The organism is Chryseolinea sp. H1M3-3 (genome assembly GCF_029360725.1).
GTDB lineage: Bacteria > Bacteroidota > Bacteroidia > Cytophagales > Cyclobacteriaceae > Chryseolinea.
This window is the reverse complement of the sequence record NZ_JARKMY010000002.1, coordinates 861981-880333: the sequence shown is the minus strand read 5'-3', so window position 1 is coordinate 880333 and position 18353 is coordinate 861981. Positions and strand designations below refer to the sequence as shown.

Annotated in this window: 18 protein-coding genes; 8 read left to right on the top strand and 10 right to left on the bottom strand. The window is 42.9% G+C overall.

Translation table 11 applies throughout. The features are described from left to right. Positions 1-49: 49 nt before the first annotated feature. Positions 50-427, bottom strand: coding sequence for an SPW repeat protein (locus P2W71_RS11260; protein WP_276370913.1), 378 nt, complete (start codon positions 425-427; stop codon positions 50-52). A 183-nt stretch (positions 428-610) separates the two neighbouring features. Between P2W71_RS11260 and P2W71_RS11255 the strand changes: the two genes are divergently transcribed. Together P2W71_RS11255 and P2W71_RS11250 are read left to right on the top strand one after the other, a co-directional pair. Beyond that, entirely contained in the window at positions 611-1060 is a 450-nt protein-coding gene (locus tag P2W71_RS11255; protein ID WP_276370910.1) for a GNAT family N-acetyltransferase, read from the top strand. 71 nt (positions 1061-1131) lie between these two features. Continuing rightward, a complete protein-coding gene (locus P2W71_RS11250) occupies positions 1132-1698 on the top strand; it encodes an alpha-ketoglutarate-dependent dioxygenase AlkB (RefSeq protein ID WP_276370908.1) in 567 nt (188 codons plus the stop codon). Here the strand turns inward: P2W71_RS11250 and P2W71_RS11245 are convergent, their stop codons facing one another. Both P2W71_RS11245 and P2W71_RS11240 read right to left on the bottom strand, forming a co-directional pair. Further along, positions 1699-2217: a hypothetical protein gene (locus P2W71_RS11245; RefSeq protein ID WP_276370906.1), complete on the bottom strand. Its 519-nt coding sequence runs from the start codon at positions 2215-2217 to the stop codon at positions 1699-1701. It lies immediately after the preceding gene. An 11-nt stretch (positions 2218-2228) separates the two neighbouring features. Then, positions 2229-3374, bottom strand: a complete 1146-nt coding sequence (locus P2W71_RS11240; RefSeq protein ID WP_276370904.1) for a zinc-dependent alcohol dehydrogenase — start codon at positions 3372-3374, stop codon at positions 2229-2231. Positions 3375-3718: 344 nt separating this feature from the next. Here P2W71_RS11240 and P2W71_RS11235 point away from each other — a divergent pair, with 344 nt between their 5' ends. Beyond that, on the top strand, positions 3719-4471 hold the full coding sequence (locus tag P2W71_RS11235; protein WP_276370901.1) for an OBAP family protein: 753 nt from the start codon (positions 3719-3721) through the stop codon (positions 4469-4471). Positions 4472-4516: 45 nt separating this feature from the next. Here P2W71_RS11235 and P2W71_RS11230 read toward each other — a convergent pair whose 3' ends face one another. The 4 genes from P2W71_RS11230 to P2W71_RS11215 all read right to left on the bottom strand — a co-directional run bounded on the left by P2W71_RS11230 (position 4517) and on the right by P2W71_RS11215 (position 8520). Further along, positions 4517-4906 (bottom strand): hypothetical protein, encoded by a 390-nt coding sequence (locus P2W71_RS11230; RefSeq protein WP_276370899.1) that lies wholly within the window; start codon positions 4904-4906, stop codon positions 4517-4519. Between the two features lie 75 nt (positions 4907-4981). Beyond that, positions 4982-6283, bottom strand: coding sequence for a family 1 glycosylhydrolase (locus P2W71_RS11225; protein WP_276370897.1), 1302 nt, complete (start codon positions 6281-6283; stop codon positions 4982-4984). After that, entirely contained in the window at positions 6261-7391 is a 1131-nt protein-coding gene (gene glf, locus P2W71_RS11220) for a UDP-galactopyranose mutase (RefSeq protein WP_276370895.1), read from the bottom strand. Before glf ends, P2W71_RS11225 begins: the two co-directional genes overlap by 23 nt. Continuing rightward, on the bottom strand, positions 7384-8520 hold the full coding sequence (locus P2W71_RS11215; protein WP_276370892.1) for a glycosyltransferase family 1 protein: 1137 nt from the start codon (positions 8518-8520) through the stop codon (positions 7384-7386). Before P2W71_RS11215 ends, glf begins: the two co-directional genes overlap by 8 nt. A gap of 464 nt (positions 8521-8984) precedes the next feature. On the opposite strand from P2W71_RS11215, the gene P2W71_RS11210 reads away from it, so the two are divergent. The 3 genes from P2W71_RS11210 to P2W71_RS11200 are packed head-to-tail and all read left to right on the top strand — an operon-like array spanning position 8985 to position 12063. Beyond that, the gene (locus tag P2W71_RS11210; RefSeq protein WP_276370890.1) at positions 8985-10022 is read left to right on the top strand and encodes a manganese catalase family protein; all 1038 of its coding nucleotides are present in this window, start codon (positions 8985-8987) and stop codon (positions 10020-10022) included. Then, a complete protein-coding gene (locus tag P2W71_RS11205) occupies positions 9976-10698 on the top strand; it encodes a DsbA family protein (RefSeq protein ID WP_276370888.1) in 723 nt (240 codons plus the stop codon). The genes P2W71_RS11210 and P2W71_RS11205 overlap by 47 nt, the downstream gene beginning before the upstream one ends. Before the next feature lie 36 nt (positions 10699-10734). Then, a complete protein-coding gene (locus P2W71_RS11200) occupies positions 10735-12063 on the top strand; it encodes a family 1 glycosylhydrolase (protein ID WP_276370886.1) in 1329 nt (442 codons plus the stop codon). Between the two features lie 148 nt (positions 12064-12211). Here the strand turns inward: P2W71_RS11200 and P2W71_RS11195 are convergent, their stop codons facing one another. The 3 genes from P2W71_RS11195 to P2W71_RS11185 are packed head-to-tail and all read right to left on the bottom strand — an operon-like array spanning position 12212 to position 15753. Continuing rightward, positions 12212-13549 (bottom strand): SDR family oxidoreductase, encoded by a 1338-nt coding sequence (locus P2W71_RS11195; protein ID WP_276370884.1) that lies wholly within the window; start codon positions 13547-13549, stop codon positions 12212-12214. A 2-nt stretch (positions 13550-13551) separates the two neighbouring features. Then, a complete protein-coding gene (locus P2W71_RS11190; RefSeq protein ID WP_276370882.1) occupies positions 13552-14115 on the bottom strand; it encodes a vitamin K epoxide reductase family protein in 564 nt (187 codons plus the stop codon). 3 nt (positions 14116-14118) lie between these two features. Continuing rightward, positions 14119-15753, bottom strand: coding sequence for an alpha-amylase family protein (locus P2W71_RS11185; protein ID WP_276370880.1), 1635 nt, complete (start codon positions 15751-15753; stop codon positions 14119-14121). Positions 15754-16341: 588 nt separating this feature from the next. Here P2W71_RS11185 and P2W71_RS11180 point away from each other — a divergent pair. Further along, positions 16342-16956 carry a hypothetical protein gene (locus P2W71_RS11180; RefSeq protein WP_276370878.1) on the top strand — a complete coding sequence of 205 codons (615 nt, stop codon included), beginning with the start codon at positions 16342-16344 and terminating at the stop codon, positions 16954-16956. 219 nt (positions 16957-17175) lie between these two features. Next, positions 17176-18297: an AI-2E family transporter gene (locus P2W71_RS11175; RefSeq protein WP_276370875.1), complete on the top strand. Its 1122-nt coding sequence runs from the start codon at positions 17176-17178 to the stop codon at positions 18295-18297. Positions 18298-18353 lie beyond the last annotated feature (56 nt).

The window sequence follows — 18353 nt, the reverse complement described above, 5'->3', positions numbered from 1 at the left end:
AAGATGAAAGCCAGAACACTGGCCTTCATCTTTAACAAAAAGAAAAAAACTAATGCACGTTGTGACCAGCGCTATAGTCATAGCGCGGAGTTACCTCTGTCATGGAGGCTGCACCGATTTCAACAATACCTAAGATCAGGTGCGGTAGATAAACATAGTCGTTAAATCCAAAAATCCATGGCGACGCTGCTAACAAAATTCCCGACATGAGATCAAGCGTTAAGTGCGTCCGCATAGAAATACTTTTAGAAACGCTTAATTCATAATTTGTGAACAAACTGTACATAATCGCGCCGGCACCCAAGGCAACAGGTATCCAGGTCTCTGCTCCACCTCGATTAAAATTTAATAACCACGGAGCTACTATTAAGATAGCGCCCATGAGATAATCCAATACCCCATGAACCTTCGTTGATATAATCTTCATATAGTTATATATTTTTGGTTTTTGAAGAGAAGCACAAACGTTAAACCATATGCGGTTCGCCTTAAATTTGCATAGTTTCATAGTTCGTTAACCCCGGCCTATGGCAATATCTCAACACTTAGAAAACGATTCCACAGCGAAAAAAATACCCAGAACATACGGACTACCATTAACATCAGTGCCATGGAAAATAATGTAGAAATATTAAAAGCTAGTGCCGATGATCTAAACTTATTCAAAGGGCTATTGACAGTTTTTGAAGAAACTTTTGAAATGGTGAATTTTAACATTCCAGATGATAAATATCTGTCGACATTGCTAAAGAATCCAACGTTTATGATATACGTGGTTCGCTCGAACAAAGAAGTAATCGGCGGCCTAACTGCTCATATCCTCCCTTCCTACTATTTTACATCTGCAGAAGTCTACGTTTATGATTTGGCCATCAGGCCAGCGCATCAGCGAAAAGGATTTGGAAAGCAATTGATGTTTCTATTAAAAAAAGATTGTAAGGCGATGGGATTTAAAGAAGTATTTGTTCAGGCTGATCTTGTCGATACGCATGCCTTAGATTTTTATCACGCCACGGGCGGTATACCGGAAAATGTCGTGCATTTTTATTATCCGTTATAACACTGCTGTAAATTAGATATCCAGGGAACAATTTTAACATAACAGGTGTCCTATACAAGAAGAAAACGATCATGGATACCCTTTTTCCTTTTGACAAGTTTCTGCCGGAAGGCTTTGTATATCTCCCGGATTTCCTATCGCCCTTAGAAGAGGAACATCTGTGCAATCAGATAAAAGAAACATCGCTTCATACGTTTATTTTCCAGGGATATGAGGCGAAAAGAAAGGTGGCCAGCTTTGGTTATGACTATAGTTTTGATAAACGAGTCCTAACAAAAGGAGCGGATATACCAACGGATTTTGATTGGCTTCTTCAAAAAGTCAGGCGCAGGGTAAATGCATTAAACGAATTTGCTGAAATGCTTATCACGGAGTACCCTCCTGGCTCTGTCATCAACTGGCATCGCGATGCACCGCCTTTTGATATGATCGTTGGCATTTCGTTAGCAAGCAATTGCACCTTTCGTTTTCGCCCACATGACAAAGCGAAGCAAAATCGAAAAGCAATCATTTCCTTCCCGTTGGAAAAACGGTCATTGTATGTGCTGCAAGGCGCCTCTCGTACGGAATGGCAACATAGTATAATGCCTGTCAAAACCTTACGCTATTCCGTTACTTTGAGAACCCTTAAACAATGATTAATCGTTACTACGGTCTTTATTTTTGTTTCTGAGTGCAATCAAAGCAACAACCGCTGTGGCAACTGCTGCACCAATTACTGCCTTTTTAATTACACCGTTGCGATTATATTTCCATTCTGCTTTCCAGCCGCGCTCAGCCAGAAGGTTAGGGAAGTGTCCTTGTTTTATGTCATCGATAATACCTTCTATTACGTTTACCCTGTCAGCCAGTATTAACGGCAACCAATGTCCCCAACTACCTTCACTGAATTGAAATGCATATCTCCTGATTTTACCACTCAGGCCCGATGGTGGTGTAGAGGTACCAAATACCGCTGTAAGGCCAGGTCTCTCATTAGATTGCAAAACTTCGATATCGGTGGTTTGTAAAGGCGGACGTGCGTAGTTCAGACGCTTTCTGTCGTCGCCCGTAAATTTTTTCATCGGATACGTTGGTTCGTTTTCCCTGTCCGCATCGATGCCCCAGCCTTTAATATTTTCATGCTCGCGTGTCGGGGTTTTAATTGTTGATTCCATATGATTTAAATTTATGAAGGAATGAGAATAGGTTTAATGCAATTATCAAGCTTGGTAGAAAATATATGATAAGCCTCGGACACTTCTTCCAAAGGAATCCGATGTGTTATTATCTCTTTCGGATTAAGGCGTCCCGCCTGCACATGTTCAATCAGCTTAGGCATCAGGCGTTTCACAGAAGCCTGGTTAGCACGAATGGTCAGACCTTTGTTAACTACATTCCCAATGGGTATCAAGTTACCCGTTGGGCCATATACGCCAACGATAGAAACTACGCCGCCTTTTTTAACGGAGTTGATAGCCCAATGTAACGCCGTAGCAGATCCCGCCTGAAGCATCATCTTTCGACCAGTCAATGTCTGCATGCTACTTCCTGCGGCTTCGCATCCCACAGCGTCAATACAAACATCGGCTCCAAAAAAATCAGTTGTTCTCTTGAGAAATAACACGGGATCGCCAAGTTCTTTAAAATTATAAGCCTCGCATTGCGCGTAGGTCCGGGCAAACTCAAGCCGGTAATCAAGCTGATCAATAATAATTACTCTTCCTGCACCAAATAGCCACGAACATTTTGCAGCCATGATCCCGATCGGACCGGCGCCGAAAACCACCACCGTATCACCTGGCTTTATGCCACCCATTTCAGCCGCCTGATAACCCGTCGGCACCACGTCCGTTAAAAGCACTGCATCGTCAAGATCCATATCCGGTGGAATTACCATAGGGCCAACGTCCGCATAGGGTACACGCACATACTGCGCCTGTCCTCCATCATATCCGCCCGCCGTATGAGAATATCCGAATATTCCTCCTACTGCGGTAGCCTCAGGGTTGGATTCGTGACAGTTACCATAAAGCTCCTGTTTACAAAATGGGCAGACGCCACAAGCTATATTAAACGGAACCATGACATGGTCACCAACCTTTAAGTTCTGTACTCCCGAACCAATTTCTTCTACTATTCCTGTAAACTCATGACCGAATGTCATTCCTACACGCGTATCAGGAACAAGTCCATGGTATAAGTGAAGGTCTGATCCACAAATACACGAACGTGTTACACGAATGATCGCATCGTTAGGATGAAGAATTTCCGGGTCAGGTTTATTATGATCTGCGCGGACTCTGAAAGGTCCTCTGTAATTCATTGCCAGCATACTATTTTTTTTTAAAGTGAATTGTCCAAACACTGAAATGTAGTAGAGGGAAGTCAAAAATTATGCCTCACAAGGATATCGCCAAAAATTTTGTATCGACTCATCGTTTAACCACATAATCAGATTTATTGTAAGGGAATATCATCGTATAGAAAGGCTAATTTTTCCACCCCAATGTTTAGAACGAAAAAATTCCCCACAATTGTGAGGAAACCACCCCACCGTTAAAACTCGATTAGACAACTTAGGTTAAGCCGGCATTTTTTCAATGACAGTCATTTAAAAAAATCGGTATCAATTTAGCGCTGGTGATGACTTATCATTTCATATTTAATTCATGCTTTATGAAATACTATCATTATCCCATGGCTTTTTGTTTTTTACTTTTAGTAAACTGCGGCGGAAAGAACACCGGATCGAATGTCGAGGTACCTGGTGGGGAAAAAGATTCAAAATCAAAAACACTTGAATCGGGGGCCGACCTGATACAGAATAAATCGCCTTTGAAGAAAATAAATACTTACCTGGATGGCTTTCACTTTTACAACGGGAATATGAAAGCACAGATGGAAGCACATCATTATGTCTCTCAACTCAATGAAGATTTCCATCAGGCGATAATTTATGACGGAAACGGAGAGGACGCAAAGATTATGGGTGTTGAATATATCGTGTCAGAAAAAATTTTTCAACAGCTTCCAAAAGAAGAAAAAAAATTATGGCACTCGCATCATTATGAAGTGACGTCTGGAACGTTGGTTGCCCCAGGTATACCCGACGCGGTAGAGCATGAGCTTATGGAAAAATTGGTATCTACTTACGGAAAAACCATTCATACCTGGCATACCGATCAAGAAAGAGAGCTCCCTGTCGGAAGTCCAATGATCATGATGGGGTTCACAAAGGATGGTCAAATCGATCCAAAGCTTGTACAGGACCGGGACGAGCGCTTCAATATTTCCACGGATGAAAAAAGAAAAAACAGGGCTGACATTTCTACCCCACAAGTCGATCCGCTAGCCAACGCCTGGGAAAGAGGTGAATTCCGACAATTTATCATTACAGATAAATTAGACTCGGCAAAGCACAAGCATTAAATTTTTAGATGATAGTTTCTACAGAATGCCTATGTCGAATTTTTGTTATTCATTACTTCTCCTCTGAATCAACCTGTCATGGTGTTTCGCTAAAATATAAATCCAACAAAATAGAAAGACAATCTGGACGAATCCATCAACCAGGTAGATGTCAGAAATCACATCCGTTAAGGCGTAGTAAAAATCAATGCTGATAAATGCAAGGCAAGTCAGGACTCCAAGAATGACTGCGGGCCTCCGATCTCTCCAGATCCACAAGAAAGAAAAAAGACATGAGGCAACAGGAATCAATAATGCGCCCACGGTTTTTACCAGCCACACATCCGTCTTATATCCCGTAACTTCCATGAAACTTTGTATATGCACGATGGGCCACGCTGCTGTTATAAATGTGTATGACGATTGAACAATAATCAAGGATTTGAAAACATTCATAACGAATTTATACTAGCTGACGCAAACAAAACGACCATTTAAAAACAGTCATTCTGCACCTACCTAAAATCAATTCTATTGATCAATTCGATCTGCCATTAAAAATCGATTTTCCAATTGCCACCAGCCCTTCTCATACAATGCCGGATGTTTAAAGTAAGGGTCGTCTGCCAACGCCTTTAGAAAACGAGTGTATGCGGTCGGCTTCGGATAACCTGGCGACAGATCGAACACCCCCCTTTCATATTCGCCTGGTGGCTCCGTTAATAATTTGCTCCAGCCATAAGAACCGAACATTGCCCAGGCGGTAACAGCCTTAATATCTACCCCGTTCTTCACTAGGTCCAGGCAGGTACTCCAGATATGGTTGAACCAACGAATCTGATCTTCGGCAGTACCATGTATATGTACTTCCGTTATTACAATAGGAATTTTATACCGGTTCCAGCACTCTTGCAACAAGACTTTAGGTCCATGCGGCTTGTTAAGTTTTATCCGGATCGCTTCCACATCGGCGTACCTGTGCTTTCCATTTGATCCGTGAACATGCGGGGGATAATTGTTTATATGCTCATCCAAAAAGCGTTCGGATGTTGCATAATAATCAGCACCGATAATATCTGGAGGACAGGGATTATCAATAAAAAATGCCAACGCATCTTCTTGTATTCCAACCCAGGTTAAATATTGCCACATAGGATGTCCTGGCTTAACCACACCACACAACAGGTCATAGGAAAGCCAACGCCGTTCATTTTCAAATTCGGCCTGATAAGTCAGCAACGGCGTGCTATAAGTTTTACCTAAATCCTCTGTTTGAACCAGCTTTGCATGTGGGTTGACTTTCCGTACAGCTTTCATGGACAAAACGGTTGCCTTTAATTCATTTAGCAAAATTTCCGCAAAAGATTTCGCGTCTTTTTTGTGCGGATACCAAAACCCATAAAGCCCGCAAAACCGCGCCGTAGTTAGTGGTTCATTTATGGGGGTGTAATATTCGATCCAGGGAAATTTACGAGCCACCTGAGCAGCGAACTTCTCGATTTCCTTACTAAAGCACGGATCATTAACACATGCGTGAATTGGCCCGCTGCCGTGATGCACAAGACCTGCGATCGGTTTTATGTTATAATACCGTAAGGCATTCAATTGCCTTTCAAGCCAATCCCAGGAAACATCGTCCTGGCCAGGCTTATAACGTTCCCATATAATAGGATATCGCAGGGCACGGAAACCAACTTGTGCGATGTACTCAATATCCTGTACACCCCTTCGGTAGTGGCCACAATAATCAAGCTGGTCGCCATAGGAATCGCGGACTCGCGTAAAAGAACATTCCAGTCCGCCCCAAATTTCAGGAAGCCTTGGCATGTCCATTAAGCTCGAGTTTAATTTTCTGTTGTGTCAGCTTTTCAAACAACGTTAGTGATTGTGCAACAACCTGATCCATGTTATAATACTTATAGGTACCTAATCTTCCTGTAAAGAAAGTATTTGTCATGCTGTCTGCAAGCAACTTATATTTTTTGTAGAGTTCGGCATTTTCCGGACGGGGGATCGGATAGTAAGGATCACCATCTGCTTTCGGATACTCATAAACGATGGTTGTCTTTGAATGCCGTTGTCCGGTAAGATGCTTAAATTCCGTAATGCGGGTGTACGCGTGTTCATTCGGGTAATTAACAGTTCCCGTCGGCTGATAATGTTCCGTGTCCAGGGTATCGAATTTAAACTCGATTGACCGGTACGGGAGCTTTCCATAACAATAGTCAAAGTAATTATCAATTGGTCCGGTATAAATCATTCGGTGAAAAGGAATAAAATCCACGACCTCCTTGTAGTCGGTGTTCAGCATCACCTTAATATTAGGATGCGACAACATGTTTCTAAACATTTTAGTATAACCATGCAGCGGCATAGCCTGGTATGAATCTGTAAAATAACGATCGTCTTTATTTATCCGCACAGGAACACGGGAAGCAACCGATGCATCCAGCTCAGAAGGATCCAAATCCCATTGTTTTTTTGTATACCCCTTGAAAAATTTCTCATACAACTCCCGGCCTACCTTACTAACTACAACATCTTCGGAGGTTCGGATCTTATCTACTTTTTCAGCCTTCAGGTTGAAAAAACTTTCAACCTCATCACAATTTAAGCGTAGCCCGTACAGCGTGTTGATAGTAGTAAGATTGATAGGAAGTGGAACCAACTGTCCATCGACACTCGCTAACACCCGATGTTCATAGGGCCGCCACAATGTAAACTGACTTAGGTAGTCAAAAACTTTCTTGCTGTTGGTATGAAAAATATGGGGGCCATATTTATGTACCAGAATTCCGTTATGGTTATAGTAATCATAGGCGTTTCCTCCGATGTGATCACGCTGTTCTACGATCAACACTTTTTTGTTCGCTACTGTAGCCAACCTCTCCGCGAGCACGCACCCTGCGAACCCTGCGCCAACGATCATATAATCAAACATATTCTTGTCTTTTTTCTTCTAGTTTATTTTCTGTAGAATTTAAGGCTGTCAAAATCAATTCATTCATTTTATGCCATGTCTTATCCCATGAATTTTCTTTTAAAATTTCATCAACGTTATCTAACCACATCTGATTCTGCACAATCTTATTTTCCGCGATGTGAATAAACTCTTCTGCCGTCTCCGCAAAATGAACAACAGTACTGTATTGTTTAACTACGTCGTGTATCGGTGTGGATATGATTGGCTTTCCTGCAGCTAAAAACTCCGGAGTTTTAGTTGGGCTGATATACCTGGTGGCCTCGTTTCGGGCAAAAGGCATAATGGCAACATCCCATCCTGCCAGGTATGAAGGCAGTTCTTCATACTTTTTCATTCCCAGATAATGAATATTAGGAAGGCGAGGCAAATCCTGTTCGCTGATTTTGACCACCGGCCCCAGTAAGATAATATTCCATTCACTTCTTTGCTCAGCGATGTCCCGCACTAGGTCAATATCCATTCTTTCATCGATAACCCCATAAAAACCAAAGCGTGGATTGGATATGTTGATTTGGTCAATGGGATCCTCGACAATTGTTCTTGCTTTCGCAAAATGATGGTATTCAATACTACTCGGGAACGGATGTATAGAATGATGCTGGTGTTTTTTAGCTTCATAGAGACTGTACCCACCGGTAAACACCACGTCCGCTTTCTGCAGTAACTTTTTTTCAAGGTCTTTGAGCTCTTGCGGCGCAAATTTAAACCCCGTCAATTCGTCCATGCAATCGTACACGATCACTGATGGATTAAGATGATCCGTAAATCGCAACGCCATCGGTGTGTAGTACCAGGCAACGTATTGGCTAATGTTCATATTAACAAGCATCCTGGAGATGAAGTCCCGCTGGTGCTTGATGATCTCCGAATCGCTCATTCCTTTTCGCAGGTGTGGAACAGCAATCCATAAGTTATCGCTCACGTTGGTAATTTCAAATGAAACCGTATCGTCAAAGTATGGTTCCTCAATGTAGATAACACGCATCGCCTTGGAGAACCGGCTCATTAAATGTTGCGGCCGTTGGTAGACAAAGTTCCAGCGGAGATGCGAAAAGCAAATCAACGTTGTAGTTTCTGGCGTATTCATAATGTTTAAAATTTTAATGAAAGTTAAAATGCGGCTAACGGGCGCCAAGAATTATTACAATTCTATGCCAGATATTATGTATCGAGACGTGGCAATTATTAATGATAAAAAAAAGGTACGAAGAGGAATACACTATTTTCATTCGTGAAGGTTGTTCCTCAATCTGTAGAAAATTCTGAACGACAGATTATTGTCAGAATAAAAAATACCAAAAAATCGGTATTAAAATTCACGAGTGATATGGCCCGCTGACCTCCATACGTTTGAGGCAAAACATTCTCACAGCGGGGAATTGCCTAACCAAAACTGCATGCGCACAGTGAAGCTTTGAAATCCATCAAGCAACTATTTCGAAAGAGAGAGTAGAAATTCTGGTCATTACGGAAAGTGGACGCGAAAAATCACAAGATGACAAACGCGTGGCATATTAGTTGACGCATTAAAAAAAATTAAAACAACACATTATGTTCTATCATGTAAAGGATTTACAATTCAATGCAAGAGTTTCAGGACCAGACCCGCGATTTGCTAATTTACTATTACAGCAATTTGGTGGACCTAATGGTGAACTGAAAGCTGCTATGCAGTACTTTGTGCAAGCCTTCGGTGCAAAAGAGCCATATCCAGATAAATATGATTTATTGATGGACATTGCTACCGAGGAATTCAGCCATCTCGAAATTGTTGGCGCTACGATTCAAATGCTTCTTTCCGGCGTCAACGGAAAACTAAAAGACGCAGCGGATGAATCAGAGATCATGAAACTGCTCGGCGGAAAGGCCTCAAAAGAAAATGTCATCCACGAAGCCATGGCAAATCCGCATTTCCTTGTGGAAAGCGCTGGCGGCCCCGTGCTAACTGACAGCAGGGGTATACCATGGAGCGGTACCTATGTGAATGCCAACGGTGACCTTACTGTTGATTTACGTTCAAATATGGGTGCCGAGGCACGTGCAAAAATTGTCTACGAATATTTGATGAAATTCACAGACGATCCATACGTAAAGGAAACATTGAAGTTTTTGATGACGCGGGAAATCGCGCACTTCCAAATGTTTGATGCTGCATTGCAAACCATTACTCCAAACTTTCCGCCAGGTGTTCTTCAAGGAGATCCACGGCATAGCAATACGTATTTTAACATGTCTAACGGACAGGAAGTACGCGGACCATGGAACGATGGCGTGAGTCCGGAACTCGGTGAAGTTTGGCAATATATCGATGACCCGATTGCCCATGTCGCAGCCACTAATGGACTGGTCGACCAGGAGATCGAAGGTACGGAACGAACTGAATCTACCGTTCGTAAAATGGATGAAGAACTGAGCAAAGAGAGGAGCGCGGAAGTTACAGCAGCTACACCGATAGGAGAAAAACAGTGGAGCTCGTATGGCGGGCCTTCTGGAACGACCCCTGGTGGAGACTTGTCAAGTGGTAGAACTAGAAAAAACCCCGATGCAGCAATTTCAAAAGCAAAATCTTCAGCAAAAAAATCTAAATAACACAGACAAAGTGGGTCAGATAAAAATCAACTATTATACTGACCCACTTTGCTGTTGGAGTTGGGCGTTCGAAATACACTGGCAAAAACTTCTTGCCGAATATGGCGGCCAGATCAGTCATAACTATGTTATGGGTGGCCTGATACCGCATTGGAAAAATTACAATGATCCCATCAATTCCGTTACCAGGCCTATTCAGATGGGTCCCGTTTGGATGCACGCTAGTGAAGTCACACAGACGAAGATGAAATACAGCATCTGGCATGAAGACCCCCCAAGCTCTTCATATCCAGCTTGCATTGCCGTTAAAACGGTAGGGCTACAGTCGCAAGCAGCAGCAGAAAAATATTTACAGCTAATTCGAAAGGCGCTGATGGAAGACGGCCAGAATATTTCGAAACCCGAGATACTTTTGTCTGTTGCAAAAACATTAGAATCCGAGTTGTTTAACTTTTCAACTTTTCAAAAGGACTGGGATCAGGGAAATGGAAAAGAAGCATTCAGAAATGATTTACAAAAAACAAAGTTCCACTCCATAGGACGGTTCCCTACGCTAACCTTCCAAAATCCCGCATCTAATAAAGGGATCATCATTGTAGGTTACCGGCCGTATAACATCCTTAAGCAAGCATTTGATACAATCAATGCTTCTTCCCTTGAACAACAGCCATCCTGACAATAAAAAATTTCTTTTCACATAATTAAAATCCTTATGCCGTATCGATTTTTATTTGCGACTGGAATAGAAAACAGCATTCCAACGATCAACAATGGCCGGGTAAGAATGGACGAATTTGAAAAGTGTGGCCATTACAAATATTGGCAAAAAGATTTTGAGCTGGTACAAGAGCTGGGAATCCGATTTTTGCGTTACGGTCCACCTATCCACCGAACCTTTTTAGGTGAAAATAAATATGACTGGAGTTTCGCCGACGAAACCTTTCAGGATCTTCGTAAACGAAAGATAGTTCCCATTGTAGACTTATGTCATTTCGGTGTTCCCGATTGGATCGGAAATTTTCAAAATCCAGATTTTCCCAGGCTTTTTGCCGGGTATGCAGCGGCATTCGCCAACAGGTTTCCCTGGGTCCAGCTGTATACACCCGTCAACGAGATGTATATCTGCGCGATTTTTTCTGCCTACTATGGATGGTGGAACGAGCAACTCACCACCGATCTCTCCTTTGTAACGGCATTGAAACATATTGTGAAGGCAAATGTACTGGCGATGCAGGAAATCTTGAAAGTTCGGCCGAACGCGATATTTATTCAAAGCGAGTCTTCGGAATATTTCCACGCAGAAAATCCTAAGGCGATCAAACCGGCGGAGTTGATGAATGCCAGAAGGTTTTTATCCCTGGATCTCAACTATGGAAAAAGAGTGGAATCAGAGATGTATGAGTATCTCATGGATAATGGGATGACACGTGAGGAATATCATTTCTTCACTTCCAACAATTTAAAGCGTCATTGCATCATGGGCAATGATTACTACATGACCAACGAGCATCGTGTTGCTGAGGATGGGAGCACCCGTGCATCGGGGGAGATCTTTGGATATCATACCATCACATCTCAATATTATGACCGTTATAGGCTACCCATTATGCACACAGAAACGAATATGCAGGAAGGACCCTCAGGCGATGCCGCTGCTAACTGGCTTTGGAAGCAATGGGCGAATGTCATGCGGGTCCGGAACGACGGGATGCCCATCTTAGGATTTACCTGGTATTCGCTTACCGACCAGGTGGATTGGGATTCTGCCCTTCGGGAAAATAATGGAAATGTAAACACGCTAGGCCTATACGATCTAAACCGAAACATTCGGGCGGTGGGCAAAGCTTATAAACAACTGATCATTGATTGGCAGGATGTGCTACCCATGCAAAGTGTATGTTTAACAGTACCAATCGTGTACCCTGACCGTGGCGACATGGAAAGTTCTAACGTACTGAATCATAAACGACGCAGGAATAAGCGCAGTGTCGAGGACTTATTTCAGGCTGGAAAAATAAATGATAACGATCCCTTGAGGTGAGTGGCTGTGAGGACAAAATGAAACGATTGTTTCGACCCGTGATGTAGCATAAATGATGAGGGAAATATGCCAGCAGTTCCATCGACGAAACAACCCATCTGTGTAGCATCCATAACCCTCCTGCAGCAGGGGCTTAGACGGTAACCCATTAATAAAAATATAACAGCGTGAGTATAACGACCACGGCAATAAAAACGGCAGCCCGTACCCAATTGCGATGCATTGAAATCCATAGCGTAAAACTTTTGCCGGTCGCGATATCTTCAAACGCGCCGTAAGCACCGCGATCTTCTCCTACAGGTTTCCACAAATTATCTTTTCTATCCTGATCTACTGGTACATCGGTTTGTTGACCTTTAAACCCTTGCCGTGCTAAAACCCAATCGGCGTACCAGGGTGCGATTTTATTTCCAACAATAGCTTTGTAGGTAGGGAAACCAACCAGCACTTCCCTTCGATTATGAAGTGCTGCAAACAAAATCGCCCGCGCCGCTACCTCTGGCTGATAGACTTTTCCCATCGGTCTGGTTTTATTCGGCAATTTATTTAGTACCCATCCGAACTGTGTTGTATTCATGGCAGGAAGCTGGACCATACAAGTTTTTACGTTTGACTTCTCGTGCATCAATTCCGTTCTCAATGAATCATAAAATCCCTGAATGCCATGCTTTGCGCCACAGTAAGCAGACTGTAATGGAATACCTCGATAGGCCAATGCTGAGCCGACGAAAACAATTGAACCTCTATTACGCGATAACATTCTGTTAAGCACAGCCATGGTGCCATACACCGTTCCCAGGTAAGTCACTTCTGTCACCCTCGCAAATTCCTTGGGGGTAATCTCCTTGAATGGAGCAAACACACTGTTCATCGCGTTGTTGACCCATACCTCGATGGGGCCCCACTCATGCTCTATACGCTCAACGGCTTCTTCGAGTTTTTGAGCATCTGCTACGTCGATCGGAATAGCCATCGCCAGGCCACCGTAAACTTCAACTTCTTTGGCCGTGTTTTCCAATTGCTCTTTGTCACGAGCAATGAGAACAACCCGCGCTCCCACCTTTGCAAAATGCCATGCCGCAACACGCCCTACCCCACCCGTTGCACCGGTAATAACCACCACTTTGTCCTTGAAAAAAGAATAATCTTCTTTGAACAATGGCTCCCATCCACCGCCATATCTACGGGTAATTTTTCCTTTAATTAACGACAAGATAATAAGTAGTACGCCGGAAACTACACTTCCTGTAATGCCCAATTGCGTTTCATACGGCAGTAACAATGGTGAGATCATCATCCATATACCGGCTACAAAATTAAAGTATCGAGCAGACCGGTTAACTTCCCAAATTGCAATAACAGCGGCAGTTACCACCAAAGGCCCGACGATAAAAAAATTCTTCCCTTCGATGTGGCCAAATGCATAGTATTCAGGCGCAGCCATCATCCACAAACCAATTAAAACGCTAATAACCGCTGCCCACATAGCTATTGCACTTTAGTATGTACGGAAGTCTTACCCCAAAATGCATCCCACCACGAGTGTCCTTCCCGCTTCGCGCGCTTTAAATACTGGAGGCTCGCCAATAATTCGTCCATGGCCGGACTAATCATAACAATGGAAATCACGGCAGTCACGAGGCATAGCGTGCACCATGCGCCGACCAGAACAGGTTGCAATATTACCAACAAAACGCTTGTTAAGCCTAGCGGCCCCGTTGCAAGTCCAAACAGCACAACAATCCATGGTTTTGTCTTCCATCGTTTGGTACCTCCAACGACACCTGTAACCGCATCTAACAAATAGCTAAATGCACCCAGTATAGCATCGGGCACCGGCAACGCCTTTGAAACTGCTGAGTTCAAAACTTTCTCACTTCCTTTTCCGAAAAATGGGTCCCACACTTCAGCCACAATACCCAGTTGATAAAACCCCAGGTACAATGCGATTTGAAAGCCAACCAACGCAATGAGGATGAGTGGCCAACGTTGTGACCATGCAGAAGGATTATAATCCCATTCAGGTGGAATGTAAAGCGCGGATGTTGCCATGTTTTATAAGAATAATGAACTCCTTCTAAACCACCGATATCCGAAAGGTCCAAGTTTCAGTATCCTCGTTGAGACATCGAATGGTGTATAACGCCGATCGGCAAAACATTCGATGAGGTGATCCGCCTGGTCTTTTGTCAAGCGTAATTTCACCTCACACGCTTTGTTGTTAAAATTATGAACGGCAAGGGTGTGACCATTTTGCCAATGACAAAAGTGGGCCAACACCCTGTCGTTATTTGTTTTAATCAGTTCATAATCGCCCCACCCAAATTCCCTGCATTCTTTTCTGACACTGATAGCCCGCTCCATCCAATTTAGCAATGACTTAGGATTTCGCATTTGATCATGCACATTGATTTTTTTGTATCCATTTTTACCGTCTTTAATAGCCGGCAACGGGATGTCTTGTTTTTTAGAAGCGGAAAAACCTCCATGGTTTTCCATGGACCATTGCATGGTGGTGCGTACACTATTTCGCTCCTCCAGGGAAAGATCATCTCCCATTCCAATTTCATCACCATATCTTAATACGGGAGTACCCGGCAAAGAAAATAATAGACTGTAAGTCAGTTCAATCCATGCCCTGTTATTGCCCAGCATAGGGGCGAGACGACGACGTATACCCCGACCGTAAATTTGCATATTTGGTTCGGGCGCAAAAGCTTTGAATACCTCTTCGCGCTCCTTCTTGGTTAAGCGTTCCAGGTCCAGTTCGTCATGATTTCGGATAAAAGTCCCCATTTGTTCCTTAATAGAAGTTTGAGGAATATCTTTCAGCGCTTTTGCAATAGGCTTACCCGATTTTCTCGCAAGTGCCAGGTATATATAATTATTTAAATAGAAATTAAACAACATCTGCACCTGGTCGCCCTGCCCAAAGAAATCTTCGTACTTCTCGGGTTCAGTGTCAACCTCCGCCAGAAGTATGGCGTCGTTCCGTTGATCTTGGATAAAACTGCGAAGGTCCCGCAGAAACTTAAAAGGGTCTCCTTTAAATTTTGATTTGCCTTTGTTTCGGAGCATGTGAGGCACGGCATCCATGCGAAATCCGGAAATACCGAGTTTTAACCAAAATTGAAGAATATACCGTATCTCTTCCTGCACATCCGGGTTTGTAATATTCAGATCGGGTTGGTGCTGATAAAATGTATGATAAAAATATTGGCCAGCCACTTCATCGTATTCCCAATTACCATCCTGATGGTGGGCAAAGATGATATCCTCATGTGAATTGGCTGGCTTTTCATCCAACCATATATAATAGTTGTAATACTTTGAGTTTTTGTTTTTCCTCGCTTCCTGAAACCACGGATGATCCACCGAGGTGTGATTTAATACAAGGTCGATGATAACACGAATTCCATATTCTTCGGCAGCGTCTACAAATTCTACAAAGTGCCCTAACGTTCCAAATTTCTGATCGACGTTTAAGTAATCAGAGATATCATAGCCATGATCTCTATTGGGTGATGGAAAAAAAGGCAACAACCAAACACATGAAACACCGAGCCCGGCCAAATAATCAAGTGATCGCGTGAGTCCTTTAAAATCCCCGATGCCATCGCCATCGGCATCCATAAAACTCTCGACATGCAACGAATATATTACAGCATTTTTGTACCAATATTTACTCATGAGTTATCGTCAGATTTCAGTTGCGAACAATGAAGACAATATCGTGCCTTCGTTCGTGGGCAAGCCATAAACGTTATGTTGTCAAGGTAAACGGCGACCTTCGTTATCGCCTAAGTGTAGAAATAAATCAATAACTGTGGAAAATATTGTGCTTAAAACATCATTTCCCTGGTGACCAAACGCCTTACGCGATTTGCTTCTAGATCTTTCTAAAACGCTGCTTCGCCAGCTGATAATTTGATGCTGCACGATGATGATACAACGCAAGCATTGACCAGGCAAATTAACATCGTGTGCCTTTCCTATGATTAAGTTTCTTGGCTGAAGGTTTTAATGAAATGAGCAATCTTATGTTCATTCATTGGACTTGATAAGTATGTGAGTGAAGATCTTCTAACTGCGCGAATGTTTTTCTGATGAGCCTTTTTTGAGTTTTTTTAGAAGCGACGATCTGACGTACTCTAGACAATCTCATTCACAACCAATAATCTACTGCATCATTGTCGCGACGTCAAATGGCACGCGATTAGTGCACAATGGTTGAGTTTGTATCAAATGCCTTCAACGAATTTTTAAAATGAGACGGTTATGAAAGAAAAAAAGCCCTCCGACATTGTCCCTGATCAACATACGGGAAAAGCAATTGATGCTGAAAGCACTGTTGATTTACCGAGTGAGGAAGATGCGAAAGCTTTTTTTAAAACCGTTAAAAGCCGGCTGCAAAATGTGAACGAATGGAAATCGTATGCTGGAAATTTGTCTGCTGTTTTTCAGTTGGTAGATCCCCAGGGAACTGAGGTGCAACGAGATGTTCAGAAGGGAGATTATTTCAAAATAGATATACCGGGTCCTGGGACTAAAAGTGGCGAAGGTTATGATTGGGTGCAGGTGGAAGACGTTGAAAATGATAACACTCCGAATGGTGACCGGTTTGCATTTCGTGTCCGTCCTACCGACAATCCGCAAAGTAATGAAAACGATGTGGCTCACTTTTATTCGGATCAGTCCACAAGTTCATTTGTTGTTGAACGAAACGGGAACACCATCACGGCATCCATACACGACAGAAATACAAAACCGAACACATCTGCGGAACGTACGTCGGATAAAATTCGTGACGCCGTTGTAGGTGCTGCTGGTGTTGCAAGCTTTTCGAAAATACAGTGGAAAAAATTGACCGATGGGTTGTTGAAAACATCTTAGCTCCTCCTCTCTGATTTTTATCGTTCGATTCCAGAATGAATTAACTGAAGCTATTGTTAAACGATTTACCTTCGTCGTTTAGGGCACGTCACGTCCACCTGTAAGTTATCCAATCAATATCAGGCAAGGTCAACCATCAACCAAATTCTACATTAACCAAACTTTAAAGGGTTCTGAATGTTTCATCTCTAAGTAAATCATTGCGTGAACAGCAATATTATGCAGGAACGAAAACTCTTTAAGACCGCAGCACTCCTTCTTATCATTGTACTCGGTGTTATCATTCTAAAATTCGGAAAACCATTTTTAGTACCACTCGCCTTTGCAGCAATCTTATCGATGCTTCTATTACCCATCTGTAATGGATTGCAGAAAAAAGGGGTGAACAAAGCGGTAGCTACGATCCTTTCCATTCTCCTGCTGGTGGGAATCTTCGCAGGGATATTAGCCTTCTTGAGCTGGCAAGTTTCCGACCTCGCAGAAGATACTTCAAAACTCGAAAAACAAATCACAGAAAAATACCAGCAGGCTCAACAACTCATTAGTGAGAAGCTAGGTGTACCGCCAGAAAAGCAAGAACAGATGTTGAAAGAGCAACAAAAGTCCGGCGGTGGAAAACAGGGCCCCGTTGCAGGACTCATCGGCGGACTTGGAGGAGTGTTAACAAACAGCCTGCTGGTCCTCGTCTACATTTTTCTGCTGTTGTATTTCAGAGAACATCTTGAACGATTCATCCTCAGAATTGTACCGGATAAAGAAGAAGGCAGGGCAAAAAAAGTAATCCATAACATTCAACAAATCGCTCAAAAGTATCTGTCAGGTCTTTCTCAAATGATCATTGGCCTATGGATCATGTATGGCATCGGTTTTACAATTGTAGGCGTCAAAAATGCTGTCTTCTTCGCGGTGCTGTGCGGCCTTCTCGAGATTGTTCCATTTGTTGGAAATATAGTGGGAACGTTGCTCACCATATTGATGGCCGTTAGTCAGGGGGGCGATACGAATATGATTATTGGAATTCTGATCACATACGCCACCGTTCAATTTATCCAAAGTTATATTCTTGAGCCACTGGTTGTCGGTGCAGAAGTGAATATCAATCCATTGTTTACCATTCTCGGACTCATTGCAGGAGAACTGATCTGGGGACTCCCGGGAATGGTGTTGGCGATTCCGTTGATGGGTATGGCAAAAATTATCTTTGACAATGTAGACGCACTAAAACCATTTGGAGAGCTTATCGGAGAAAATAAAAAGGAACCTAACAAGCTTAAAAAGAAAATTGTTACAGCGCTTAAAAAGGTTCGGCAGCAAGTCCCAGGAAAAACTAAACAACACTAAGAGGCGCTGATAATGAGATCTTAAATAGATATTTGAAAACCGGAAATTGGTATCTA